Genomic DNA, 25,633 nt, shown 5'->3' with positions numbered 1-25,633 from the left:
AAGTTGTTTGGGTATAGTCATTATTAAATAAAGGATAAAACATGAAAATTTACAGAATTGTGCTGATCGGCTTATTAGCCACCTTTTCACTGAGTAGTGCTGCTGCATTGACGGTAGAGCAAACCAAACAGTTGGCGGATATTGAACAAATTTTACAACGTAATCCGCAAGTGATTGACAATCTGCACAGCACGTTACGTATGTACGAGCAACAAGCCAATCGTTTTGAGCAGGTATTAAAGGATAATCAAGCCTATTTATACAACAACCCTGATCACCCGAGTTTTGGTGCTCAAGACCCTGAATTAACGCTGATTTTTTTCACCGATTACAGCTGCCCGTGGTGTAAAAAACTCGATCCGGTATTGCATGAGTTGGTCAAACGTTACCCGACGATCAAAGTGGTGAGTGTGCTGGTGCCGCTGAAAGAACTCGATAGTCCAGTTAATTCGGCCAGCTATGCATTAAACCTATGGCAGACGGATCAACAAAAATTTACTCAAGCGGATGAATTGTTGGTCAAAAAACCGGGCGCGCATAATCCACAGTCGTTACTGCAAGTCGCTCAAAAAACCGATACCAGCCAAGCGCTGAATACACAGGAAAAAACCCAACAACAATTGGCGAAAAACTATCAGCTATTTAGTGAATTAGGGCTAAACGGTACGCCAGCGCTGTTAATTGGTCAGCAAATCATCCCCGGTTATCTACCGCTAGATAAGTTAGAGCCATTAATTCGTGAAAAACTTGCGAAATAATTTTTCACTATTCAAGTGGCTTTCTATTTGTTGAGGAAATGCAATAGGTGTCGATCTATTTTTTGTTTTTATTATGTAAGAATTTGCAAGTAAAAATGACATTTCCTTAACATTGTGCTCACGTTGACAGAACAAAAATTGACTTTAGGCCAATACCTCTCTGCTAATCTGCTGCTCACCTCGCTTTCCGCAGGAATAACATCTGCTACGACACGCAGCTAATTGAAGCTGTATACATGGAGTGATCATTGAGATGAATAGGTTAACGAGAGCTATTATTATTGCTATGTTGCTGGGTATTGCTACCGGACAAGGTATTCGTTGGTATACCCCTGTTCAGCCAGAAGAGTTTGCCAATAACATAACCCTAATCACGGATGTGTTTTTACGGCTGATCAACATGATTATTGCCCCTTTAGTGTTTACCACGTTAACCGTCGGCATTGCTAAAATGGGAGATACGACAACGGTTGGGCGTATAGGAATTAAAACCTTAATGTGGTTTATGATGGCGTCAATGATGTCATTAATTCTTGGCTTGGTGATGGTGACCATTCTGTCCCCAGGTGTTGGTTTACATTTAGATATTCCTTCCAGTTCCCTAGCCAGTGGTGTTGATGCACAAGCACTAAGCTTCCGGGACTTTGTTATTCACGCTGTACCAAGAAGCGTGATTGAAGCCATGGCCAGTAATCAAATTCTACAAATTGTGGTGTTTTCTCTATTTTTTGGTCTAGCTGCTGCCGCTATTGGTGCTCCAGCTTACCCAGTAATTGATATGCTAAAAAGTGTGTCAGAGATCATGCTGAAGGTAACCGCTTATGTGATGAACTTTGCTCCATTTGCTGTCTTTGCGGCAATCAGTGCCATGGTGGCTAAAGAGGGAATGGGGATTTTGAGTACCTATGGTACGTTCATGGGGCAATTTTATCTCTCACTTAGTATATTGTGGGGCGTATTATTGTTGATGGGAGCCTTGGTGCTCGGACGACGCGTGTTTACCCTGTTTCGCATGATACGCGAGCCAATACTATTAGCATTTTCAACGGCAAGTTCAGAATCTGCTTATCCCAAAACGCTAGAAAGTTTAAGTGCTTTTGGTACTCCTAAGCGAATTTCTAGTTTTGTATTACCGATGGGCTACTCATTTAATCTTGATGGTTCGATGATGTACTGCACCTTTGCCGTTATGTTTATCGCTCAAGCTTATGGGATTGAGTTAACCATGGCACAACAAGTGACCATGTTACTCATTTTAATGGTCACTTCTAAAGGTATGGCAGGAGTGCCTCGTGCGTCATTGGTGGTGATCGCCGCCACGCTTCATCAATTTCACATCCCTGATGCGGGCATATTGTTACTGCTCGGCATTGATCACTTCCTAGATATGGGACGTTCAGCGACCAATGTATTGGGTAATGCGATTGCTGCTGGTGTCGTGGCGAAAAGTGAAGAGGGTAATGAAACCCCGCTTGAAGAAAATGTGGCTTAACCGCTAGGTTAATCGAGTTATGTTGTTGCCTTCTCAGTTGTGAGAAATATAAATAGACTAAAAGCAAAAAAGACGTCCTAGGACGTCTTTTTTTCTGGAATTTGGCTCCCCCTGCGGGACTCGAACCTGCGACATACGGATTAACAGTCCGCCGTTCTACCAACTGAACTAAGGGGGAATGGTTTTGCGGCGAGAATACTACTTATCCGCTCTTTTTCTGTCAATATCTACCCCTTAAAAAATCATAGATATTTTTGATGATAGAGACTTTACTTTTCTGTACTCCTTATCAGGCATGCGTTGCATTTACTTATCCACCAATTTTGTGGATAAGTGTATAAGGGGATTTGTAAAATTAGCCGTAGTTCCAATTGTTATCATACCCCCGCCAGTGTAATCGATTGCTTTTTATGGCTAGTATTTTGACTTTATAGGATTTTTTAGTTTTACCCACAGATTGTTCAGGTGTGGTTGTCAGATTCATGATTATTGCAGTGATGCGAGGTCGAGAGTCTTTTTGTGGATAAGTAATGGGATGTTTTTTGTACCAAAGGGATAATCGTTACGCGTTTTTAGTGTTAACCCCTAAACTACTTGCGAGTTTGCAGCGCTGACCGGACAATAGTCATTCAAAGCAATGAATGCAGCAGGATAATGGGTAATGAGCAAAACGTTTGAGCTGGTCTCTGAATACCAACCCTCTGGCGATCAGCCGGAGGCAATTGAACGATTATTGGCAGGCATTGATGCGGGATTGGCGCACCAAACCTTATTGGGAGTAACGGGATCGGGAAAAACCTTCACGTTAGCGAATGTGATAGCTCAAGCCCAACGCCCAACCATTTTATTAGCACCGAATAAAACATTAGCGGCCCAGCTTTATGGTGAGATGAAAAGTTTTTTTCCTCACAATGCGGTGGAGTATTTTGTCTCATACTATGATTACTATCAGCCGGAAGCGTATGTTCCAACTACCGATACCTTTATCGAAAAAGATGCTTCGGTTAACTCTCATATTGAACAGATGCGCCTATCGGCGACCAAAGCGCTATTAGAGCGTAAAGATGCGATCATCGTCGCTTCGGTATCGGCAATTTATGGCTTGGGCGACCCCGATTCTTACCTAAAAATGATGTTGCATCTAAGACGCGGCGATGTGCTTAACCAACGTGACATGTTACGGCGCTTAGCAGAGTTGCAATACAGCCGTAATGATGTTGCTTTTGAGCGCGGTCAGTTTCGGGTTCGTGGTGAGGTGATTGATATTTTCCCAGCCGAATCGGAGCAAGAAGCGGTTCGGGTTGAAATGTTCGACGATGAAATTGAGTGCATCAGTCTGTTTGACCCATTAACGGGTGTCATTCGCCAGCGTGATTTGGCGCGTTTTACCGTTTACCCCAAAACCCACTATGTAACACCTCGCGAGCGGATTCTTGATGCGATTGAACAGATCAAACAAGAGTTACAACTTCGGCGTCAAACCCTGTTAGATAATAATAAGTTATTGGAAGAGCAGCGCATCTCACAACGGACACAATTTGATATCGAAATGATGAATGAACTGGGTTTTTGTTCAGGCATTGAAAACTATTCTCGATATTTAAGTGGTCGTAGCGCCGGTGAACCGCCACCGACCTTATTTGATTACTTGCCTCACGATGGTTTATTGGTAATTGATGAATCACACGTGACGGTGCCGCAAATTGGCGCCATGTATAAAGGCGACCGCTCACGCAAAGAAACCTTGGTTGAATTTGGCTTTCGTTTGCCTTCAGCGTTGGATAACCGACCTTTAAAATTTGAAGAGTTTGAAGCCTTAGCACCGCAAACGATTTTTGTATCTGCAACGCCGAGTGCCTACGAATTAGAGAAATCCGCAGGTGATGTGGTTGAGCAGGTCGTCCGGCCAACGGGGTTACTCGACCCTGAGATTGAAGTACGTCCCGTAGCCACTCAAGTTGATGACCTATTATCAGAAATACGCATTCGGGCCGCCAAAGAGGAACGAGTGCTCGTAACGACACTGACTAAGCGTATGGCGGAAGACTTGACCGAGTATTTACACGAGCACGGGGTAAAAGTGCGCTATTTACACTCGGATATTGATACCGTTGAACGGGTGGAGATTATTCGTGATTTACGACTAGGAGTGTTTGATGTCTTAGTTGGGATCAACTTATTACGCGAAGGGCTGGATATGCCTGAAGTATCCTTAGTCGCGATTTTAGATGCTGATAAAGAAGGTTTTTTACGTTCAGAGCGCTCATTGATCCAGACTATAGGTCGCGCTGCGCGTCATTTGCGTGGTAAGGCGATTTTGTACGGGGACAACATTACCAAGTCAATGCGTAAAGCGATTGATGAAACCGAGCGTCGCCGTGAGAAGCAGCAAGCGTATAACCAACAGCGGGGAATAGAACCTCAAGCGCTAAGACGCAGCATTAAAGATATTATGGAATTAGGCGATGCGACGAAGCCGAAACAGCAGAAAGCGAGCAAAGTTGTGCCACTTGCTAAGGTTGCTGAACCCGGTGCGAGTTATGACTTACTCACTCCCCAGCAGTTAGAAAAGCAGATCATGAAGCTCGAAGCTGAAATGTACAAACACGCACAAGATCTCGAATTTGAATTGGCGGCTCAAAAGCGCGATCAAATTACGCAGTTACGTCAGCAGTTTATCGCTAATAGCTAGAGTATATAAGAGTTGCATACGGGATAATGGTAATAAGGAGTTTGCAAAATGCGACTCTTGATGCAACAATTAAGCAAAATGCAAAAATAAAATGGCTGGGTAGGCAATTGAGCGAAAATAACGTTAAAACCAAGTATCTATTGATGGTTGAGGATACGGCTTCTGTGGCAGCATTGTACCGATCCTATCTGACTCCGCTAGAGATTGACATTAATATCGTCAGCACCGGGCGCGATGCGATAGAGAGCCTTAACCGACGAACGCCCGACTTAATCCTGTTAGATTTACGTTTGCCTGATATGACAGGAATGGATGTGCTTGCCGCTGTAAAAAAACAATCTCCCGATGTGCCGATCATCTTTATGACCGCACATGGTTCGATCGATACTGCGGTCGAGGCGATGCGTCAAGGTGCGCAAGACTTTCTGATTAAGCCGTGTGAGGCGGATCGGCTACGTATTACCGTCAATAATGCGATGCGCAAAGCGAATAAGCTTAAAAGCGAAAATTACGATCCAAATAATCAAAACTATCAAGGTTTTATTGGCAGTAGCCAAACGATGCAGGCGGTATATCGCACGATTGATTCCGCAGCGAGCAGTAAAGCCAGCATTTTTATTACCGGCGAGAGTGGTACTGGTAAAGAAGTGTGCGCCGAAGCGATTCATGCCGCCAGTAAGCGAGGCGACAAACCGTTTATCGCCATCAACTGTGCTGCGATTCCAAAAGACTTAATTGAAAGTGAACTTTTTGGTCACGTCAAAGGTGCCTTTACCGGAGCCGCCTCAGATAGACAGGGCGCTGCGGAGTTGGCTGATGGTGGAACGCTCTTTTTGGATGAGCTGTGCGAGATGGATCTTGATCTGCAAACCAAATTATTGCGTTTTATCCAGACTGGTACTTTTCAAAAAGTCGGCTCTTCTAAGCTACACAGTGTCGATGTGCGCTTTGTTTGTGCGACGAACCGTGATCCCTGGAAAGAAGTTCAACAAGGCCGTTTTCGCGAAGACTTATATTACCGTTTATACGTGATTCCATTACATTTACCGCCACTACGAGAACGGGGCGATGATGTGATTGAAATTGCTTATTCATTATTAGGTCATATGGCGAAAGAGGAAGGCAAAGGATTTGTTCGCCTCTCTTCAGAAGTGACAGAGCGTTTTAAGCATTATGAATGGCCAGGTAATGTGCGTCAGTTACAAAACGTACTGCGTAATGTCGTGGTATTGAATGATGGACAAGAAATTACCTTATCGATGCTGCCTCCGCCACTCAATGCGCCAAGAATGGCAGAGCCTACCTTTTTGTCTCAGGATGAGAAGGTGCTTTCTGTGCATGATATTTTTCCGTTATGGCTAACGGAAAAGCAAGCGATAGAAAAAGCCATTGAAGTGTGTGATGGCAATATTCCAAGAGCGGCGAGTTATTTAGATGTCAGTCCCTCAACGATTTATCGCAAACTGCAAACCTGGAATGAAAAAGAGCAGGAAAAGGAGCGTTAGAGACGTTATGCAGTGGATGAATACCGAAAAAATTGATGCATTGGCTCAAGAGATTGGCAAAGAGAATATTCCTATCTTAATGGATATTTTTTTAGGTGAACTTCGCCTTTATCATCAGCAGCTCACTCAAGGGGCTGATGGCGGCAATATGACTTACTTAATTGAAATTAGTCATGCTCTTAAAAGCAGTGCCGCCAGTTTTGGTGCCGATAAGCTGTGTGCTTTTGCGACACAAATCGATAGCAATGCCAAGCAGGGGATTGCAATGAATGAAGAAACAGAAACGGCTAAGATGCTAGAGATACTCAGCGAAACCGCCCAGTGTTATGCTCAGTTACAAAGCGCGGTGCATTAACCGCTTCAAACCTGTCTTATAATAAGGCGCATTTTACTGGAAGGAAAATCAGTGTTAGCGGAACGAGCTGGGCAAATGGTGATTTTTGCTACTTTGGTGCAGCAAAAAGGCTTTACCGCTGCCGCCAAGCAATTGGGGGTATCGGTCTCTCATGTCAGTAAACAGTTGGCTTTACTTGAAGCGTCTTTGGGAATTAAGTTGGTACAACGTACAACGCGGAGTGTCACGATTACCGAAGCGGGGCAAGGTTTTTATCGGCATTGTGCCGAGTTACTTCGTTTGGTCGATGAGGCGCAAGCTGAAGTTGAAAGTCAGCGTGATGAAGTCGCTGGGCTGCTGCGTTTGGGTTTATCGCAATCTTTTGGAACTTTACATGTTTTACCTGCGTTAGAATCGTTGCGTCAACGTTATCCTGAGCTACAAGTCGAGGTTCACCTGTTTGATCATCGTGTTGACATGTTACAAGAGGGGCTCGATTTATGGATAACCAGCAATGAGCATATACCTCAGGGATACATTGCTCAGCGTCTAGCGGATAGCCGTTTTGTTGTGGTCGCCTCACCGGACTATTTACTCCACCATGGTACGCCGCATACTCCGGAAGCGTTATCAGAGCACAATTGTTTGATTTATCGAAGTTGGGATCGTGACTATACCCGTTGGTCTTTTGCAAAATTGGATCACAAGTTGACCATACAAGTTTCGGGTAACTACTCGGTTGATTTAGCGGAAGCGGTACGTGATGCTGCAGTGGCTGGATGGGGGGTAGCGTATCTAGCGACGTATCTGCTTAAAGATGAATTTCGTCACGGACAATTGATTCAATTATTGCCAGATTGGCACGCCAACCAAAATATGCCGTTTTATGCGGTTTATCCTAGCCGCCAGCATATGCCTAAGAAAACGTCGGCGGTGATCAACTTTATCAAAGACAAATTAGCGAGCCCTTGTTACTGGGACAGCCGCTTAGAGCCTTATGTGCGCTTCGCATCGACAGGATGCTAAGTCTGCCACCCATTTAATGTTTCAATCTCCCCCTGTTTTCCTCGTCTGGCAACATTGGTCGTCTATGCATGAGTTTGTTCTTTTTTCTTAAGTGATTCTTTCCATGACTAGAAACATTATTTCCATATGGAAATAGCATCAAAAAGCAAACGTTTGTTTTGTTGAAATTCAATGGCTTAAATAGTCAGTGATCGCGTGGATTATTTTTGATCTACTCCGTTAACATTTGCTACTTGCGTATCTACTTTTGCGCTATAGAATGCCTCGCCTTGCATTATTAGTAACTTTTCGGATTGGATTTATGATCTCATTGCTTGGTGTGATAGCCATTTTAAGCGTTGCTTGGCTATTTTCTGCAGATAGAAAAAATATTCGACTTAGAACGGTCGGTTTGGCTTTTTTGTTGCAAGTAGGTTTCGCCCTGTTGGTGCTCTATGTGCCAGCCGGTAAAGATATACTCAATGGGGTGACAGGCGCCGTTGCTCATTTGATCGATTATGGCCAAGAAGGGATCAGCTTTATCTTTGGTGGGTTAGCCAGTGAGAAAGTAGGCTTTGTATTTGCCATTCATGTCCTTGGTATCATTATCTTTTTTTCTGCGTTAATTTCCGGGTTATACCATATTGGTTTGATGCCGAAAGTGATTAATTTGATTGGCGGAGCGCTACAAAAATTACTGGGTACTGGCCGAGCAGAATCGCTGTCAGCAACCGCCAATATTTTTGTGGGTATGATTGAAGCTCCCCTTGTGGTTAAGCCTTATTTAAAGCAGATGAGTGATTCACAGTTTTTTGCGGTGATGACTTGTGGTTTGGCATCGGTTGCCGGAGGCACCTTGGTCGGTTATGCGTCATTGGGCGTCAATTTGAACTATTTGATTGCCGCCGCGTTTATGTCTGCGCCTGCCGGTTTATTAATGGCAAAAATGTTGTTTCCAGAAACGGAAACCTACCAACAAAAGGCCGAAATCGATATTGATATTCCAAAGGCAACCAATGTCGTCGAAGCGATGGCTGATGGGGCGATGTCGGGACTACGAATTGCGGTTGCGGTTGGCGCGACACTGCTGGCTTTTGTTAGCGTGATTGCCTTACTCAATGGTCTATTAAGCTGGGTAGGGGACGGGATCGGCATTACATTAAGTTTTGAGCTGATACTGGGGTATTTATTTGCACCAATAGCATGGTTATTGGGCATTCCATGGCATGAGGCGATTACCGCCGGGTCGCTGATTGGTAATAAAATCGTCATCAATGAATTTGTCGCTTTTATTCAATTCATCAACGTACAATCACAATTGAGTGAACATTCGCAAGCGATCATAACGTTTGCTTTATGTGGTTTTGCTAATATTTCGACGATGGCGGTCTTGATCGGTGGCTTGGGGAGTTTAGTACCAGAGCGGCGCAGTTTTATCTCTCAATATGGTTTTAGAGCGATTGGAGCTGGCGTTTTGGCTAATTTAATGAGCGCTGCATTGGCTGGTGTGATCTTATCACTATAAATATAAAAGGGGCGAGAGAGATTATTACTCGCCCCTTTTTTGTCTCACATGTTACTTCTCATTGTTAATCAGAGATAATTAATGCGAGTGATTAAAGTTGCGTTTTATCTTGAGTATGGAACTGTTCGCACGCCATCATGGTGTTTTCAATTAAACTTGCTACCGTCATCGGGCCAACCCCACCAGGAACCGGAGTGATAAAACTGGCTCGTGTGCGTGCAACTTCAAAATCGATATCACCAATCAATTGTCCAGAAGCAAGACGGTTGATACCGACATCAATCACTATGGCTCCTTCTTTCACCCAAGATCCGGGAATAAAATTAGGCTTACCGACCGCGACGACTAAAATGTCGGCTTGACGAACATGGTGTTCAAGATCTTTAGTGAAACGATGGCAGGTTGTCGTTGTGCATCCCGCTAGCAGTAATTCCAGACTCATTGGACGCCCTACAATATTCGATGCACCAACGACAACGGCATGTTTACTCCGCAATTCGATATTGTAACGTTCTAATAAGGTAATGATCCCCTTAGGGGTGCAAGAGCGCAGTTTAGGGATACGCTGAGCTAAGCGACCGAGATTGTAAGGATGAAATCCATCGACATCTTTATCTGGTACAATACGTTCTAGTACTTGGGTCGTATCAATGCCAGCAGGTAGAGGAAGTTGAACAAGAATACCGTCAATAGTGTCGTCTTGATTCAACGTATCGATTAACGCTAAGAGCTCCGCTTCGCCCGTTGTTGCCGGCAGATCATAAGATTTCGAGATAAATCCGACTTCTTCACAGGCGCGGCGTTTACTGCCGACATAGACTTGCGAAGCCGGATCTTCGCCGACAAGAACAACCGCAAGTCCAGGAGCCCGTAGTCCCAAATCGGTGCGGGCTTTTACTCGTGCTGCGACTTCAGATCGCACCGTTTGCGAGATTAATTTTCCATCAATATATTGAGCCGTCATAACATTCCTTACTTACACTGCAAAGCACAAAATTTTGCGCGCATTGTGGCAGATGACAAGCAAAATATCCATAAGCAAACGTTTGCTATTTGATTTTTAATGTTTGTGCGGATTTTTCTGTTTCAAATTCGGTAAAGATGATCCGCTAAATAGTGATGAGTCATGCTATTTTAGTAAGACGTTATGTGGTTGGCTGACGACGACATCGTGAGTTATGTACTCGTTAACCCGTTTTAAAATAGTACTTTTGCTTTATATTTAGGCACTTGATAGAAAATAACGGTCAAAAGCGTTGATTTACGCGCTTGAACTCGTATAATCCTTTCCCGTAACGCGCCCTTAGCTCAGCTGGATAGAGCACCTGCCTTCTAAGCAGGTGGTCACAGGTTCGAATCCTGTAGGGCGTGCCATATTTTAAGCCCCAGTACTTGTACTGGGGCTTTTTGATCGGCGCTTATTGTTTGAAGCGCACGACAAGTTCATGCAAATCGTCCGAGACCTTATCGACATCATTAATACAGTCATTCAACTGATTTGCACTCCGTTGGGTGGATGCCGCTAAGTTTGAAATATTGACGATTTGTTGATTAACGTCCTCTGCTACATGAGCTTGCTGCTCAACCGCAGTAGCAATTTGTGCTGACATATCAGCAATCTGCTCAACGGCCTGTGAAATACCTTCCAATACTTCACTACTTTTTAAGACGTATCCTAGTCCTTCTTCAGCATTTTGCACGCCTACTTTGGATACGTTTACTGCTTGCTGAGCTCGACCGGTCAGCTCAGAAATAATATTGTGGATATCTTGCGTTGATTGCTGAGTTCGAGTCGCTAATACGCGTACCTCATCAGCGACGACAGCAAAACCTCGTCCTTGCTCTCCGGCTCTTGCCGCTTCGATAGCCGCATTAAGTGCTAATAGATTTGTTTGTTCAGCAATATTTTCAATGATTTGGGCGACTTGAGCAATTTTTGTGGTCTGCTCAGAAACACTTTCAACAGAGTGACCAATCTGCTGCACCGTTTGTTTGAGCTTTTCAATTGAATCTCGAGTAATGTGGGCCGTTGTGACGCCGTTTTGAGTCAACGTATTGGCTGTTGATGCTTGCCCCGCCGTATTATTAACATGCTCGGAAACATCATTGATTGAAGTGCTCATTTGGTTCATCGCCGCAGCGACAGTCTCGGTTTCGGCTTGCTGGCGTATGATTTCTTTACGGGCGCTTTGAGTTAAGCTTTGCCCACGCTTCATGCCCGATGAAACGTCACTGGCCGCGTTTTCAATTCGCGCCAAAATGGTACTGAGATGAGCGGCTTGACTGTGGAGGGAGACTTTAATCGTTCCTAGATCGCCACTATCGTCTGTATAAGTGCTGACCGCTAACGGGTGACTAAATGAGTTTTTCAGTAGTGCGCTGAGTGATGCAAACATTTTCTTGCGTGAGTATGAGATCCAAGCCGAGAAGATAACAACACTCAATAGAAAAAAGCGCTCAGAGAGTTGAGAGTAACCGATATTCCATAAAACGATGGCGAACAAGAAAGCGATACTTAACAATAGATATTCAGGGTGCGCGAGCAAAGCTAGTGACTTTGTTGATTTTCCAGACTTAATTCGTTGATAAAACTTTTCTGCACGAGCAACTGCTTGTCTCTCTGGACAAGAACGGACAGACTCATAACCCACGACTTTTCCATTTTTAGTAATTGGAGTGGCATAAGCATCTACCCAATAGAAATCGCCGTTCTTACAACGGTTTTTCACCAACCCCATCCAAGGCTTTCCTGCTTTTAGATATTGCCACATTACCTCAAATGCTTCAGCGGGCATGTCGGGATGGCGTACGATATTATGCGGTTGACCAATCAGCTCGTTCTTGCTGAAACCACTGATGTCGACGAAGGCATCGTTACATTCCAAAATAATACCTTGGGTGTCGGTCACCGTAATTAATTTGGTTTTTGGGTCAAAGGTTTTTTCTTTATTGGTCGTTGGTTGGTTATTACGCATAACGATATCCTAAGCAAGGGGATGCAGTGAATCAAATCCTTTCCATTAATAAGAGTAATACAAATTTGATAATCGGCTATGGCGTAATAGGGTAAATCCACTTGCTTATTTAAAAATAGGATCAGAATCGGTTCGGTTTACTTTTAAAGAATCGCAGGTTTTGCTTGATTATTATGCTACTATTTTCTGGTGTATAAGTTTGTTTGATAAGGCTCGTTGTTATGACTTCTTGCTCTGATCCTGTTTCTCGTGTGAGTTGTGCTCACTGCCAATCTCATGATGGACTGGAATTTTCATTTACGATGGCTTTTCAGCCGATCATTGATGTTAAAAATCGGACGATTTTTGGCTATGAAGCATTGGTGAGAGGCGAGCAGGAGCAGTCTGCTTACTCAATAATTTCTCAAATTAATGAGCATAACCGTTATTTGTTTGATCAAACTTGCCGAGTGAAGGCGATTCAGCTCGCTAGCCAATTAGGGTTAGATTCGATGTTGAGTATCAATTTTTTACCGAATGCGATTTATCAACCAGAACGCTGTTTGCGGACAACGATAGAAGCTGCTCAACGCTATGATTTTCCTATCTCCCGGATTTTATTTGAATTTACTGAAGTTGAAAAATTTGAAGATACGACACATGTCAAACGGGTGGTGGAGTATTATAAATCGTTGGGCTTTTTAACCGCGATTGATGATTTCGGTTCTGGTTATTCTGGATTGAATCTCTTGGCTGATTTTCAAACCAATATCGTTAAATTAGACATGCAGTTAATTCGTGGTATTGATGTGGATCTGACCCGACAAAGCATAGTGCGTAATTGTTTAACTATGTTTAAAGATCTGAATATTACACCGTTGGCTGAAGGGGTTGAAACGCTAGCGGAGTTGGGTTGTTTAATGACACTGGGTGTTCCATTAATTCAAGGTTATGTCTTTGCTAAACCTGGTTTTGAGTGTTTACCTAAACCGGATATTGACCACATATTGAATACCCTTCCTACTTGAAGCTGCAGCGGTGTTGGCTACGTTCGTTCACCCCAATCATATAGTTTGCCTGTGCTCATGGGGATTTACTCACTTGCCGCCTACCTGCAACTTCAACTCGTTTGGGTATAGTCTATAGTGGTGAATATGAAATCGTATTGCATAAAAAACGCTAAGTAACAGGGTTACTTAGCGTTTTTTCTTATTATCTTATGCGATGTTTCAGCATGAGAGGAGTCTATTAGGTTTAGATAATGACAACAATCGCCAATAACACCAATAATCCCCCCAAAATAGAAGGGCGTTGGAAGCGGTTCGCCGCTTTTAGCTCTGAACCAGGGACAACGGGCACGGTGGTTGAAAGAGCAGCAACGGGACCCCCTGTTAAGAAGTACTGCATAACCGCACAACCACCAGCAGCAGCAGCAGCGGCAGCGAGTGGAGAAACATCGTATTTCAGAACAATGGTTAAAAATGGTAATACAATGGCCGCTGATGCTGCGTTTGATTGAGTGATCAAACCAGCAATCGCTGACACTAACAACATTACCACGATCGGTGCGTAGTTCAGCGCAGGATCAAACCAGTTGGCGACCATGTCCACAACACCAACATTACGAATGACAGTCGACATAAATAAAAAGCCGATAGTCGCAATGAGTGGGATAGCGACTCGTTGCACGCCTTCAAGCATCATTGATTCAGCTTGTCCTAGTGGTGTTTTGGCTAAAATGGCGACTAACAAAGCAGAGAACACGCCGACTAGAAACACTGGATAACCAATAGCAAAACCAATCACCAAGGCAATAAAAGGTAAAATAGCGATTAAAAAGCTTTTATCTTCATATTTATCTTTAATGTCTTGCAATATGGCATTGATTTGCTCTTGAGTATAAGTAATACCACTACGTTTTTGCTCAACGCGTAGACGCCAAAAGCTGATCGCAATAATTGATAAAGCGGTCACCGCACCAATGACGTTGATCATACCAAAGCCAATACCAGCAGTGGCGATGACAGCAAGTAGGGTTGGGTGAGTGAATCCACCAAAGTTACCTAAGTGACCGGCATGCGCTTGTAATCCTGCGACTTTATCTGGATTAACACCGAGTTTAATCGCGGCAGGACCAGTAATGACCGCAGTAATAGCGGGTTGGGTAAAACCAGTCAGACCACCAATCACGCCAGCAGCGACGGTTCCTGCACTGGCAATGCCAGGGCCTCCTCCAAAGCGGCTACCCAACAAAATGATGCGTTGAATAATCACGTTGAGGAAGCCGGTTTTTTCCATGACACCAATAAAAAGTAATACACCCGCCATATCAGCAATCACGGGGTGTAAACTGCCGTTGACCATTTTCAAAACAGTAATATCCGCACCGCCGGTGACGGGGAAACCAGCCAGTAAAGCGGCCAATGTCGAGCCGATAATCGCGGTCATATACAGTGGCGTTCGACCACTGATCATTAATATCAGGGTAAGCCCGATAACTAATTGTGCAATAAGTAACATAGTACCTCTCTTAATTTAGTAATTGATGATCCCTTCTCACTTGCCGTTGCCGAGGTATTGAATGTATCAATGACACTTAATCATAATGTTACCAATCTTAAGGCCACGGATTCACTGACCACCGACTCGCTATCTCATGTTGTCTGGGCATCGAAGATGTTGATGATGAACCATTTTGAGCAGAGAATATCACCACTTCAGAGTTAGATAATGAGTATAAAGTGTTATAAAAAGTAATTACCTAGTGTTTCAGTCTGTAAGATGAGGAAACTATACCGAATTAAAGGGGGTTAATGATGACAATGATCATGGTTGTTGCCGAAAAGAGACGGCCTTTCTCGGAGAAAGGCCGTTTTGTCTAATAGCTCTCAAAATCATCTTAAAGCGATGTCAGGGAGAAGGTGGTTGGAATCACGATGTTGCTTCAATCGTATTAATGGCGTGGATCAGTTTGTCGGATAGGTGAGCTTTTTGTCCGTTTTTGAAGTTAAACATGACTACGGTCGCCGAGCCTGTCGTGGTCACTTTGCCCATTTTTTTACTGACCGCTTGATATTCCATAGTAAAACGATCGCTTTGAATATCAACTACACGTGAACCAATCAGTAAGGTATCAGGAAAGGTGACCGGAATTTTGTAACGGCATTGGGTTTCACTTAGCACTGGGCCGATACCTGTACTTTGCGTTTCTTCCATCAGGGCAACTTGTTTGAAATAGTCGATACGCGCGGTTTCAAAATAACGAAAGTAAACCACATTGTTCACATGCTGTAGCGCATCCATTTCTCCCCAAGCCACAGGGATTTCAGTAATAACCGGAAAATCAGCGAGTAAATGTTCCATAAAAGTTAGTTCCTATGTGCGTGTGACAGGGTATTCTAACGTGAACGGAATGAATGATGGTGAGTTTGGTAACATTAATTTAACGTTTTGAGGGGTGAGTAGCAAAGTTAAAGACAACCTACGGTGAATAATTTCATTTTTAACAGTAGGTTGTCTTGAGTGCGTGTCATTTTGTTAAGAGAAGGTTAGTTTTTGGGGTGAGTAAATCCACCGTACAGATCCATACGACGATGGCGTAAATTAGTCACTGAGCCTTCAGTATTGAGCTGCTTCAGTTTATCGAGATCAACATCGGCAAAAATGATCATTTCGGTGTTAGGACTTGCTTCAGTGATCGTTGCATCGTGTGGGAAAAAAACATCGGACGGTGAAAATACAGCCGATTGCGCATATTGAATATCGACATTATCAACCCGTGGCAGGTTACCGACGCTTCCCCCGATAGCTACATAACACTCATTTTCAATCGCTCTGGCTTGCGAGCAAAGCCGCACACGTTGATAGCCATTTTTGGTATCTGTCCAAAATGGCACAAAAATAATTTGCACATCTTGCTCTGCTAACATCCTTCCTAGTTCTGGAAATTCACTATCATAACAAATTAAAATCCCCACTCGTCCGGCATCGGTTTCAAATACGCGGACTTGATTGCCTCCATCAATTACCCAGTCACGTTTTTCATGGGGAGTAATGTGTATTTTGTATTGTTCGTCGATAGAACCATCACGATGCAGCAAATACGCTACGTTATACAATTGACCATTTTCTAACACTGGCATGCTGCCAGCAATAATATTGATGTTGTAAGTAACGGCCAGCTTTGAGAAATGATGTTTGATTTGTTCACTAAAAGAAGCAAGAAAACGAATCGCTTCGACGCTGTTTTGTTCACGTTTTAATCCCATCAGTGGCGCATTAAAAAACTCCGGGAACAGGGCAAAGTCGGCTTGATATTTGGCTAATGAATCAATGAAAAACTCAGCTTGATCGAGCAAATCCTCTACGCCATCAACGGCGCGCATTTGCCACTGGATGATACCAATACGAACCAGCGTTTTTTCAACGTCGTGTACCGACTGAATATCTGCCTCATAGAAAAAATTATCCCATTCTAATAATGTTGCGTAGCCTTTTGAGTGGTCATCTTCTGGAAGATAATGGCGCATGATGCGCTTAACATCAAAATCGTTCGCTAATTGAAAAGAGAGGATCGGGTCGTGTAACTCACGGCGTTTTACTTTTTCAATATAGTCAGCAACGGGCATTTGATCGGCGTGTTGAGCATAGCCTGGTATACGTCCACCCGCTAAAATCGCCTTAAGGTTATTACTGCGGCATAACTCTTTTCTCGCCGCGTACAACCGTCGCCCTAAACGTAAACCACGATAATCAGGATGGACAAACACATCCAAGCCATAGAGAGCATCACCGCTGGTTTTATGCTGAATGACATTATGTTCACTGATAATGTCAGTGTAGACATGCGGTAGAGAGAATCGGTTGTAATCGACTTTGATGGTGAGAGCGGCACCGATGATTTTACCATCGTCTTCGATACAAATCTGACCATCGGGAAATTGATGAATGAGATCCATGATCGTCATTCGTGGCCAAGCTCCCCCAACATCGTGGAAAACGAGATCCATCAGTGCGGCTAACTCAGGATAATCGTTCTTTTCAATCACACGCAGAGTTAAGCGTGGCGCGATATTACTCATACTTTATGAACTCCTTTTTTAACCATACTGGCTAATTTATTGGCGCGATTCAAGGTTAAAGATAGTGAGCTATCTATTCGTTACCGCATTAGGTGGTGTCGATAGGGTTAATTTTATAACAGAAATGTCATTAACTTGTCGCACAACCTGGATGCTTGTCACGCGATTGCCGCTGAAAAAATAGTCACCATGGTCCATAGTACTAGCTTATTTTTCGTCAACCGATAGATGACATTTATCGGTTTACCATACATTGAGGTAACACTCATGAAGTCCTGTCCATTACCGCTTTTATATACTTTAGTCAGCGCGGCTCAGCTGATTAAACGTCAATGGCGGAAATTTTTATGGCTCTCTTGGCCACATTTAGTGATCACTCAGTTAGGGGGATGGCTTCTTTCCAATCCGTTTTTCTCTGAGCAAATGCCTTTGGTATTCCTAACGGGGGTAGTGATGATTGGTGTGACGGCTTGGGTTACCGTCAGAATGCACAGAGCTATTTTACTCGATCATTCATTCGAGATGAAGAATCCACAACCCGTCTCTGGGCTAAGGGAATTGAGAGTCATCGGTTATTGGTTATTGCTATTTTCGGGATTATTGGTACTTATTTTTCTATTAACTTTCTCAGTCATGATTCTATTTGAACTCTCTTTCTTTGGTTTAGCGTTGCTGTTTTTGCTATTGGCTGTACCGGTTATTTGGTTATTTTCTCGCTGCCTATTAGTGATCCCTGCGGTATCGATCGACGATGAACCACGCGGGCTCATTACCGCATGGCGTTTGTCTCAGCCTTATCAGATATCGCTGTTTTTGCTCGTTGGTGTGTTACCACTAGGGGTTGGATTCATGGTGTATCAGTCAGCCCAATGGCATCAAAGTGTCAGTTTTTCATTGTTGGTGAATATATTGGGTTATGCATTTTGGATCTACGAGCTGTGTCTATTGTCGCTCAGTTATCGATGGATTAAACAGCGTAAACAGATCGATAACATGCTTGATACCTCGTCAAATAAACCGTCTTTACTGATTAAAGAATAATGTTGGTATGGGTAGAAGCGTCATTCATATAGATAAGAGCCATCCTTGGTTCGCATCTGCATCTATCTATCGTGTCAGGGTAAGCATTATTCGCAAGGGGGGGCTAAGTGAATTAACGCTAAACCTCCCAACGCCGTTTCACGATATTTTTTATTCATGTCTTTCCCTGTTTGGAACATGGTTTCAATCACTTTATCTAAAGAGATTAAGCACTTACTTGTGCGTTTCAGTGCCATGCGAGAGGCATTAATCGCTTTAACGGCGCCCATCGCATTACGTTCAATACAAGGAACTTGCACTAAGCCGCCAATTGGGTCACATGTCATTCCTAATGAATGTTCCATGGCAATTTCTGCTGCCATACAAATTTGTTCATTACTGCCGCCACGTAATGACGTTAATCCTGCCGCCGCCATGGAAGAGGATACGCCGATTTCTCCTTGGCAACCGACTTCGGCTCCTGAAATGGAGGCATTCATTTTATATAGCATACCAATTGCCCCTGCGACGGCGAGAAAATCTTTAATTTGTTTAAGATCCAAAGGGCGAATAAAGCGATGATAGTACATCAGTACTGCGGGAATAACTCCGGCTGCGCCATTGGTTGGGGAAGTGACGACCTGACCTCCAGCCGCATTTTCTTCACTGACAGCAAAAGCAAATAAGTTAATCCAATCCATGACTTCTAATGGGTCTTGTTCTGTGGACGCATTGGCTTCGAGTTTTTTCAAGAGCGCAGGTGCTCGGCGAGTCACATTAAGTCCGCCTTCTAAAATCCCTTCGGTTTCAAACCCTCGTTCCATGCAAGAGGACATCACTTGCCAAATCTGTTCTGATTTTCGATCGATCTCTTGCCCATCACGCAAAGCAAGTTCATTGCGAAGAACGAGACCGGCGAGACTAAGCCCATTACGTTGCGCTTTGTTGAGCAAGTCATCGGCACAGGTAAAAGGAAATTCAACGTTAATGGGTGAAGCGGCATGACCATGTTCAAGTTGCGCAGCGGTAGCAATAAATCCACCACCAATTGAGTAGTAAGTTTCAAAAGCGACAAGGCGATATTGCTGATCAAACGCGCTAAACGTTAGGCCATTTTCATGTAAAGGTAAGCTCTGTGGATGAAAAAGGAGATCATCTTGATGAGAAAAAGGGATGTTTTTTTTACCTGCTAAATTTAACGTAGCGGTTTGTTGAATGGTGTGTAAATCCATCTTCGCTTGTGTGATATTAATAGTATCTGGCTGATTACCGAGTAGTCCGAGCAATACCGCGCGATCGGTATGGTGACCTTTTCCGGTCAATGCTAATGAGCCATACAAATCAATCTGGATTCTGGTCACCAGCGATATATCCTCAATCAAGGATAAAAATTGAAAGCCAGCGATCATCGGTCCGTTGGTATGAGAGCTGGATGGCCCAACACCAACTTTAAAAATATCAAATATTGACAACATAATGTTTCCCTTATTGGTGTAATGCACTCGGCTACGTTTAGTGAGTATATACCCTTCCAACTTGAAGCTGCAGCGGTGTGAGCGGCGTTTGTTTATCTCTATCACATCGTGTCTATATTCATCGGGCTTCACTCACTTGCCACTTCGCTGCGACTTCTCGTTATTCGGGGATAGCGCTCTTTTTCTTGTCATACTGAAAGCGACGCTGCGTTCAGCGCAAGGTTGTTTTGATGAGTGTTATCCATCGAAAACCGAGTGTGCAGAGGATAATATAAAACCTAGTATTTTACTCAAGTATTTGCTATTTTTCGCAAAATACCACCAAAAGAGCAGCATTGATGTCTATCTGGCAAACCACGACACTGACCAATCGTTACCATGCGTTACCCAAGGTTTTTTATCGAGAAGTAATGCCTCAACCGCTCGATAATCCACAATGGATAGCATGGAATGCGGAATTCGCTACTCAGTTCGGTTTACCCGATCAACCCGATCAAGAACTGCTTGTTTGTTTCTCTGGGCTACAGATGCCGGAGAGTTTTAAACCATTGGCAATGAAATACGCGGGTCATCAATTCGGGGTTTATAATCCAGATTTAGGCGATGGGCGAGGTGTGCTATTAGCCGAAATAACCAGTCTCTCAGGGGAAGTCTTTGATCTGCATTTAAAAGGTGCTGGGCTTACCCCTTATTCACGGATGGGGGATGGGCGTGCGGTCTTACGTTCGACAATCCGTGAGTATTTATGTAGCGAGGCGATGGCGGGATTAGGCATTGCCACCACTCGAGCGCTGGGGATGATGGTTAGTGATACGCTAGTCTATCGTGAGCAAGCAGAAAAAGGCGCTTTATTAGTCAGGATGAGCCAAAGCCACGTGCGTTTTGGTCACTTTGAGCATTTCTTTTATACTAATCAAATCAATGAGCTACGTTTGTTGGCCGATAAGGTTATCGAGTGGCATTATCCGCAATGTCTGCAAGCGGATAACCCTTATGCTGATTGGTTTGCACAGGTTGTTGAGCGAACCGCAAAGATGATTGCTCAATGGCAAGCGGTCGGTTTCGCTCATGGGGTGATGAATACGGATAATATGTCTATTCTTGGACAAACGTTTGATTATGGTCCTTTTGGGTTTTTAGATGATTATGACTCAAGTTTTATTTGTAACCACTCGGATTATCAAGGCCGTTATGCGTTTAATCAGCAACCAAGAATCGGTTTATGGAATCTGTCTGCTTTAGCACACGCTTTATCACCACTTATTGACCGCGGAGATTTAGAACAAGCATTGAGCCGTTATGAACCGCTACTTAATCAATATTTTAGCGAGCTAATGCGTCAGAAACTAGGCTTATTGACCCAGCAGCCTGGGGACAGTGAGTTATTCGACCAGCTATTTACGTTACTCGCTAAACATCGAGTCGACTACACGCGTTTTATGCGTCAGTTATCGTGTTTAGATCATGCTGATGAACAAAGCGTTATCGATCTCGTTGCTGATAGAGACGCTGGTCAGCGGTGGCTAGAGCATTATCTGCAGCGTTGTCAGCAAGAGAAAGACGCTCAAGGCCATTTAGTCTCGGTCTCTCAACGTTGTGCCACGATGCGTAAGCATAATCCGAAATACATTTTACGAAATTACTTGGCACAGATCGCAATTGAACGCGCTGAGCAGGGGGACTATCGTGAACTGGAGCGGTTAACCAACGTATTACGTGACCCTTTTTCTGAACAAGTCGAGAACGAGCATTATGCTCAATTGCCGCCAGATTGGGGAAAGACGCTGTCGATAAGCTGCTCTTCTTAGCTTATGAGCTCTTGCACCTCGAGGTTACTATCGGTCTTTTTTAAGTAGGACCTTCATCCTATTCTCATCTCGACGATGCCTTGTTGACTATAGACTCGTCATTACGGTGGGACCGCCGAGTGTCGAATTTTTTAAAGTATAAAAGTAAGAGCAAGATCTCTTTTTATCGATTTGGATAAAAAAAGACCTCGATTCTCTTGAAAAAGCCTTTATTGTCCCCATTTCGATTACAGCGTGTTGAAACGAGGTGATGGATTTTTTAGCACTTAGGCGAGTTTTTATCAGATTGACGGGTTCCGGCTTGGGGTTTAACTCGACAGCAAAAGCTTGGGTCGGTAGAATGTCGCGTCTAAATTTTTGTCCTGAGACTAATCAGAGATACCTTTATTCGGCGCAAATCGGCAAAGATATCACTCATTAGTCCGGCGTGAAGGTGAGTTAACTGGATACGCCGATGCTCAATGTTTTATCGCTAAGTGTTCAATCGAGCACCACACAAGGATGCAGCCAGTCAACGTATTGGCTCATGATGCTCAGTAATACTGAGCCAGTTTTGAGGTTTATAAATAATGCAAGTTACTGTTGAAACGCTAGAAGGCCTAGAGCGCCGTCTCAATATTACTGTTCCAGCTGCAAACATCGAAGATGCGGTGACAGCGGAACTACGCAACATCGCGAAAAACCGTCGTTTTGATGGTTTCCGTAAAGGCAAAGTGCCAATGAAGATGGTTGCTAAGATGTACGGCAAAGCAGTACGTCAAGATATGCTTGGTGAAGTGATGCAGCGTCACTTTATCGAAGCTATCGTAAAAGAAAAAATCAACCCAGCGGGCGCACCAACGTTTGCTCCTGTTTCAATGGAAGAAGGCCAAGATTTGGTATTCACCGCTACTTTTGAAGTTTATCCAGAAGTTGAGTTGAAAGGTTTAGAAAACATTACGGTAGAAAAACCAGCAGCAGAAGTGACCGACGCCGACGTCGCTGAAATGCTAGAAACGCTTCGTAAGCAGCAAGCGACTTGGGTAGAAGTGGATGAAGCGGCTGAAGAAGGTAAGCGTGTTTCTATCGACTTCATCGGTTCGATTGACGGTGAAGAGTTTGAAGGTGGCAAAGCTGAAAACTTCCCACTAGAAATGGGTGCAGGCCGTATGATCCCTGGTTTTGAAGACGGTATTGCTGGAAAAACCAAAGGCATGGAATTTGAAATCGACGTAACTTTCCCAGAAGATTACCATGCGGAAAATCTAAAAGGTAAAGCGGCTAAGTTTGCTATCAAAGTAAACAAAGTTGAGGCTCGCGAGCTGCCAGAGTTGAACGATGAATTTGTTGCTAAATTTGGCGTTGCAGACGGTGGTCTTGAAGGTCTTAAAGCTGAAGTTCGCAAAAACATGGAACGTGAGCTAAAGCAAGCCATCAAAGCACGCGTTAAAGAGCAAGCGATTGAAGGCTTAGTAAAAGAGAACGAACTACTGGTTCCTTCTGCTTTGGTTGACCAAGAAATCAACGTACTACGTCAGCAAGCAGCCCAACGTTTTGGTGGTAACACTGAAGCGGCTAACCAACTTCCACGTGAGCTATTTGAAGAACAAGCGAAACGCCGTGTTGTTGTTGGCCTACTACTTGGTGAAGTGATCCGTACTCAAGAGCTGAAAGCGGATGAAGAGAAAGTAAAAGCGATCATCGAAGAGATGGCCACCGCTTATGAAGATCCAAGTGAAGTGATTGCTTACTACCAGCAAAATGAGCAAATGATGAACAACATGCGCAATGTAGCTCTAGAAGAGCAAGCGATTGATGCCATCATTGCCAAAGCACAAGTAACGGAAAAAACCGTTAGCTTTAATGAGCTAATGAACCCAGAAGCGGCTTAATTTTAGTCGGTGATCAGCAAGAAGGGTTGACGAAACCTCGACTCTTCTGCTAACAATGGTCCGTGTGATGCCCATCATTCGGGCCATTTATTTTAGGGATATTAAGACTATGAGCTACCAAGAAAAAAATGCAATGTCGCCAATTATTGACGCGCTAGTACCCATGGTGGTGGAACAAACTTCTCGTGGTGAGCGCTCATACGACATCTATTCTCGCTTATTGAAAGACCGTGTTATTTTCCTAACGGGTCAAGTAGAAGATCACATGGCAAATCTTGTCGTGGCTCAACTGCTTTTCTTAGAATCTGAAAATCCAGATAAAGATATTTTTCTATACATCAACTCACCCGGTGGCAGCGTAACCGCAGGTATGTCGATTTATGACACGATGCAGTTTATTAAACCGAATGTAAGTACCCTGTGTGTTGGACAAGCTTGCTCTATGGGTGCTTTTTTATTGGCAGGTGGTGCTCCTGGCAAACGTTACGTTCTGCCTAACTCACGTGTCATGATTCACCAACCACTCGGTGGATTCCAAGGGCAGGCATCGGATATTCAGATCCATGCGCAAGAAATTTTGAGCATCAAGAATAAATTAAATACGCTACTTGCAGAGCATACCGGACAGCCACTAGATGTCATTGAACGCGATACTGACCGAGATAACTTTATGTCAGCGCAGCAAGCAGTCGATTACGGTATTGTTGATGCGATACTTACCCATCGCGGTGAATAACAATCGTAATAATTGATTAACGCAATTTGGGGTAAATTGTTATACACTCAAATTATCAAGAGTAAAGGCTAAGAGGTTAGCGAATGACAGATAAAAGCAAAGAGGGTAGTAGCAGTAAGCTACTGTACTGCTCTTTCTGTGGCAAAAGCCAGCACGAAGTTCGCAAGCTAATCGCAGGTCCTTCAGTCTACATTTGTGATGAATGTGTCGATCTTTGTAACGATATTATTCGTGAAGAGATCAAAGATGTTTTACCGAAGAAAGAGTCGTCGGCGTTACCAACACCGCGTGAAATTCGTGAACATCTTGATGACTATGTGATTGGCCAAGAACACGCGAAAAAAGTGCTCGCTGTTGCGGTATATAACCACTATAAGCGTTTACGTAACGGTGATACGACCAGTGATGGTGTGGAGCTCGGTAAAAGTAATATTTTGCTGATCGGTCCAACCGGTAGCGGTAAAACACTGTTGGCAGAAACGTTAGCTCGCTTTTTGGATGTGCCATTTACCATGGCCGATGCTACGACCCTGACGGAAGCGGGTTATGTGGGCGAAGATGTTGAAAATATCATCCAAAAATTGCTACAGAAATGCGATTACGACGTTGCAAAAGCGGAGCGCGGAATCGTGTATATTGATGAAATCGATAAGATTTCACGCAAAGCAGAAAATCCGTCGATCACTCGAGATGTCTCTGGTGAAGGCGTTCAACAAGCACTGCTTAAATTGGTTGAAGGTACCGTTGCTTCTGTTCCGCCACAAGGTGGACGTAAGCATCCTCAGCAAGAGTTTTTACAGGTTGATACCTCCAAAATCCTCTTCATTTGTGGTGGTGCTTTCTCTGGTTTGGATAAGGTGATTGAGCAACGCGTTGCTAAAGGCACTGGGATTGGTTTTGGTGCTGAAGTTCGTTCAAAAGACAACAGTAAGTCATTGAGTGAATTATTCACCCAAGTTGAGCCAGAAGATTTGGTTAAATACGGTCTGATTCCTGAGTTTATTGGTCGTTTACCAGTGACCGCAACGTTGACGGAGTTGGATGAAAAAGCGTTAATTCAAATCTTGTGTGAGCCTAAAAACGCGCTGACTAAACAGTACGCTGCTCTTTTCGAGTTAGAGAAAGCAGAACTTGAATTTCGTGAAGATGCCTTGCGTGCTATCGCTGCTAAAGCGATGAAACGCAAAACAGGAGCACGTGGTTTACGTTCAATTCTCGAAAATGTTCTGTTAGAAACCATGTACGAGCTCCCTTCAATGGCAGACGTTGAAAAAGTCGTGATTGACGAATCCGTCATTAATGGTGAGTCAGAGCCGCTACTTATTTATTCTGGAAATGAGAGTCAGGCAGCAGGCGCTGAGTAAAAAGTGTTCAACC

At 43.8% G+C, this 25,633-nt stretch carries 19 protein-coding genes and 2 tRNA genes; 14 read left to right on the top strand and 7 right to left on the bottom strand.

All coding sequences use genetic code 11. The annotated features are described in order from the left end of the window. The first annotated feature begins 41 nt into the window (after positions 1 to 41). Complete coding sequence (locus tag FKQ60_RS03355; RefSeq protein WP_170906016.1) at positions 42 to 758, top strand: DsbA family protein; 717 nt, start codon at positions 42 to 44, stop codon at positions 756 to 758. A gap of 253 nt (positions 759 to 1,011) precedes the next feature. Continuing rightward, the gene (locus tag FKQ60_RS03350) at positions 1,012 to 2,250 is read left to right on the top strand and encodes a dicarboxylate/amino acid:cation symporter (RefSeq protein WP_212752375.1); all 1,239 of its coding nucleotides are present in this window, start codon (positions 1,012 to 1,014) and stop codon (positions 2,248 to 2,250) included. Between the two features lie 102 nt (positions 2,251 to 2,352). Here the strand turns inward: FKQ60_RS03350 and FKQ60_RS03345 are convergent. Beyond that, positions 2,353 to 2,428: transfer RNA gene (locus FKQ60_RS03345), tRNA-Asn, on the bottom strand. 483 nt (positions 2,429 to 2,911) lie between these two features. Between FKQ60_RS03345 and uvrB the strand changes: the two genes are divergently transcribed. The 5 genes from uvrB (at position 2,912) to FKQ60_RS03320 (ending at position 9,311) form a co-directional block, all read left to right on the top strand. Further along, entirely contained in the window at positions 2,912 to 4,942 is a 2,031-nt protein-coding gene (gene uvrB, locus FKQ60_RS03340; RefSeq protein WP_040904511.1) for an excinuclease ABC subunit UvrB, read from the top strand. 143 nt (positions 4,943 to 5,085) lie between these two features. Continuing rightward, positions 5,086 to 6,447: a quorum-sensing sigma-54 dependent transcriptional regulator LuxO gene (gene luxO, locus FKQ60_RS03335; RefSeq protein WP_158139024.1), complete on the top strand. Its 1,362-nt coding sequence runs from the start codon at positions 5,086 to 5,088 to the stop codon at positions 6,445 to 6,447. A gap of 7 nt (positions 6,448 to 6,454) precedes the next feature. Beyond that, on the top strand, positions 6,455 to 6,802 hold the full coding sequence (gene luxU, locus FKQ60_RS03330) for a quorum-sensing phosphorelay protein LuxU (RefSeq protein ID WP_158144094.1): 348 nt from the start codon (positions 6,455 to 6,457) through the stop codon (positions 6,800 to 6,802). Positions 6,803 to 6,853: 51 nt separating this feature from the next. Continuing rightward, positions 6,854 to 7,807, top strand: a complete 954-nt coding sequence (locus FKQ60_RS03325) for a LysR family transcriptional regulator (protein WP_170906015.1) — start codon at positions 6,854 to 6,856, stop codon at positions 7,805 to 7,807. A 301-nt stretch (positions 7,808 to 8,108) separates the two neighbouring features. Next, entirely contained in the window at positions 8,109 to 9,311 is a 1,203-nt protein-coding gene (locus FKQ60_RS03320; RefSeq protein ID WP_170906014.1) for a NupC/NupG family nucleoside CNT transporter, read from the top strand. A 91-nt stretch (positions 9,312 to 9,402) separates the two neighbouring features. Here the strand turns inward: FKQ60_RS03320 and folD are convergent, their stop codons facing one another. Beyond that, positions 9,403 to 10,275, bottom strand: a complete 873-nt coding sequence (folD, locus tag FKQ60_RS03315; RefSeq protein WP_170906013.1) for a bifunctional methylenetetrahydrofolate dehydrogenase/methenyltetrahydrofolate cyclohydrolase FolD — start codon at positions 10,273 to 10,275, stop codon at positions 9,403 to 9,405. Positions 10,276 to 10,608: 333 nt separating this feature from the next. Between folD and FKQ60_RS03310 the strand changes: the two genes are divergently transcribed. Beyond that, positions 10,609 to 10,685, top strand: a tRNA-Arg gene (locus FKQ60_RS03310). Positions 10,686 to 10,729: 44 nt separating this feature from the next. Here FKQ60_RS03310 and FKQ60_RS03305 read toward each other — a convergent pair. Continuing rightward, entirely contained in the window at positions 10,730 to 12,286 is a 1,557-nt protein-coding gene (locus FKQ60_RS03305; RefSeq protein ID WP_154168651.1) for a PAS domain-containing methyl-accepting chemotaxis protein, read from the bottom strand. A gap of 221 nt (positions 12,287 to 12,507) precedes the next feature. Here FKQ60_RS03305 and FKQ60_RS03300 point away from each other — a divergent pair, with 221 nt between their 5' ends. Next, entirely contained in the window at positions 12,508 to 13,293 is a 786-nt protein-coding gene (locus tag FKQ60_RS03300) for an EAL domain-containing protein (RefSeq protein ID WP_170906012.1), read from the top strand. A 226-nt stretch (positions 13,294 to 13,519) separates the two neighbouring features. On the opposite strand, the gene FKQ60_RS03295 is transcribed toward FKQ60_RS03300, so the two are convergent. The 3 genes from FKQ60_RS03295 to FKQ60_RS03285 form a co-directional block, all read right to left on the bottom strand. After that, positions 13,520 to 14,785, bottom strand: a complete 1,266-nt coding sequence (locus FKQ60_RS03295) for an SLC13 family permease (protein WP_040904507.1) — start codon at positions 14,783 to 14,785, stop codon at positions 13,520 to 13,522. 411 nt (positions 14,786 to 15,196) lie between these two features. Then, positions 15,197 to 15,628, bottom strand: coding sequence for an acyl-CoA thioesterase (locus FKQ60_RS03290; RefSeq protein ID WP_004395652.1), 432 nt, complete (start codon positions 15,626 to 15,628; stop codon positions 15,197 to 15,199). A gap of 185 nt (positions 15,629 to 15,813) precedes the next feature. Then, positions 15,814 to 17,346 carry a bifunctional GNAT family N-acetyltransferase/carbon-nitrogen hydrolase family protein gene (locus tag FKQ60_RS03285; RefSeq protein WP_004395651.1) on the bottom strand — a complete coding sequence of 511 codons (1,533 nt, stop codon included), beginning with the start codon at positions 17,344 to 17,346 and terminating at the stop codon, positions 15,814 to 15,816. A gap of 267 nt (positions 17,347 to 17,613) precedes the next feature. Here FKQ60_RS03285 and FKQ60_RS03280 point away from each other — a divergent pair, with 267 nt between their 5' ends. Beyond that, the gene (locus FKQ60_RS03280) at positions 17,614 to 18,387 is read left to right on the top strand and encodes a hypothetical protein (protein WP_004395650.1); all 774 of its coding nucleotides are present in this window, start codon (positions 17,614 to 17,616) and stop codon (positions 18,385 to 18,387) included. Between the two features lie 86 nt (positions 18,388 to 18,473). Here the strand turns inward: FKQ60_RS03280 and FKQ60_RS03275 are convergent, their stop codons facing one another. Then, positions 18,474 to 19,841 (bottom strand): L-serine ammonia-lyase, encoded by a 1,368-nt coding sequence (locus FKQ60_RS03275; protein WP_040904503.1) that lies wholly within the window; start codon positions 19,839 to 19,841, stop codon positions 18,474 to 18,476. 338 nt (positions 19,842 to 20,179) lie between these two features. Between FKQ60_RS03275 and FKQ60_RS03270 the strand changes: the two genes are divergently transcribed. The 4 genes from FKQ60_RS03270 to clpX all read left to right on the top strand — a co-directional run bounded on the left by FKQ60_RS03270 (position 20,180) and on the right by clpX (position 25,620). Then, positions 20,180 to 21,649, top strand: a complete 1,470-nt coding sequence (locus tag FKQ60_RS03270) for a protein adenylyltransferase SelO (RefSeq protein ID WP_004395648.1) — start codon at positions 20,180 to 20,182, stop codon at positions 21,647 to 21,649. 569 nt (positions 21,650 to 22,218) lie between these two features. Then, complete coding sequence (tig, locus tag FKQ60_RS03265; protein ID WP_004395647.1) at positions 22,219 to 23,520, top strand: trigger factor; 1,302 nt, start codon at positions 22,219 to 22,221, stop codon at positions 23,518 to 23,520. A gap of 109 nt (positions 23,521 to 23,629) precedes the next feature. Beyond that, entirely contained in the window at positions 23,630 to 24,256 is a 627-nt protein-coding gene (clpP, locus tag FKQ60_RS03260; protein ID WP_004395646.1) for an ATP-dependent Clp endopeptidase proteolytic subunit ClpP, read from the top strand. A gap of 83 nt (positions 24,257 to 24,339) precedes the next feature. After that, the gene (gene clpX / locus FKQ60_RS03255) at positions 24,340 to 25,620 is read left to right on the top strand and encodes an ATP-dependent protease ATP-binding subunit ClpX (RefSeq protein WP_004395645.1); all 1,281 of its coding nucleotides are present in this window, start codon (positions 24,340 to 24,342) and stop codon (positions 25,618 to 25,620) included. Positions 25,621 to 25,633: the final 13 nt, after the last annotated feature.

It is taken from the genome of Vibrio sp. A11 (genome assembly GCF_013048705.1).
GTDB lineage: Bacteria > Pseudomonadota > Gammaproteobacteria > Enterobacterales > Vibrionaceae > Vibrio > Vibrio metschnikovii.
This window is presented reverse-complemented; position numbering and strand designations above follow the sequence as displayed.

Bases quoted from the DNA above. Each gene is read 5' to 3' on its own strand.
- tig (WP_004395647.1), top strand. From the start codon at position 22,219: ATGCAAGTTACTGTTGAAACGCTAGAAGGCCTAGAGCGCCGTCTCAAT.
- FKQ60_RS03350 (WP_212752375.1), top strand. From the start codon at position 1,012: ATGAATAGGTTAACGAGAGCTATTATTATTGCTATGTTGCTGGGTATT.
- FKQ60_RS03295 (WP_040904507.1), bottom strand. From the start codon at position 14,785: ATGTTACTTATTGCACAATTAGTTATCGGGCTTACCCTGATATTAATG.
- FKQ60_RS03320 (WP_170906014.1), top strand. From the start codon at position 8,109: ATGATCTCATTGCTTGGTGTGATAGCCATTTTAAGCGTTGCTTGGCTA.
- FKQ60_RS03290 (WP_004395652.1), bottom strand. From the start codon at position 15,628: ATGGAACATTTACTCGCTGATTTTCCGGTTATTACTGAAATCCCTGTG.
- uvrB (WP_040904511.1), top strand. From the start codon at position 2,912: ATGAGCAAAACGTTTGAGCTGGTCTCTGAATACCAACCCTCTGGCGAT.
- FKQ60_RS03300 (WP_170906012.1), top strand. From the start codon at position 12,508: ATGACTTCTTGCTCTGATCCTGTTTCTCGTGTGAGTTGTGCTCACTGC.
- FKQ60_RS03275 (WP_040904503.1), bottom strand. From the start codon at position 19,841: ATGTTGTCAATATTTGATATTTTTAAAGTTGGTGTTGGGCCATCCAGC.
- FKQ60_RS03305 (WP_154168651.1), bottom strand. From the start codon at position 12,286: ATGCGTAATAACCAACCAACGACCAATAAAGAAAAAACCTTTGACCCA.
- FKQ60_RS03355 (WP_170906016.1), top strand. From the start codon at position 42: ATGAAAATTTACAGAATTGTGCTGATCGGCTTATTAGCCACCTTTTCA.
- FKQ60_RS03285 (WP_004395651.1), bottom strand. From the start codon at position 17,346: ATGAGTAATATCGCGCCACGCTTAACTCTGCGTGTGATTGAAAAGAAC.
- luxU (WP_158144094.1), top strand. From the start codon at position 6,455: ATGCAGTGGATGAATACCGAAAAAATTGATGCATTGGCTCAAGAGATT.
- FKQ60_RS03270 (WP_004395648.1), top strand. From the start codon at position 20,180: ATGTCTATCTGGCAAACCACGACACTGACCAATCGTTACCATGCGTTA.
- luxO (WP_158139024.1), top strand. From the start codon at position 5,086: ATGGTTGAGGATACGGCTTCTGTGGCAGCATTGTACCGATCCTATCTG.
- FKQ60_RS03280 (WP_004395650.1), top strand. From the start codon at position 17,614: ATGAAGTCCTGTCCATTACCGCTTTTATATACTTTAGTCAGCGCGGCT.
- folD (WP_170906013.1), bottom strand. From the start codon at position 10,275: ATGACGGCTCAATATATTGATGGAAAATTAATCTCGCAAACGGTGCGA.
- clpP (WP_004395646.1), top strand. From the start codon at position 23,630: ATGAGCTACCAAGAAAAAAATGCAATGTCGCCAATTATTGACGCGCTA.
- clpX (WP_004395645.1), top strand. From the start codon at position 24,340: ATGACAGATAAAAGCAAAGAGGGTAGTAGCAGTAAGCTACTGTACTGC.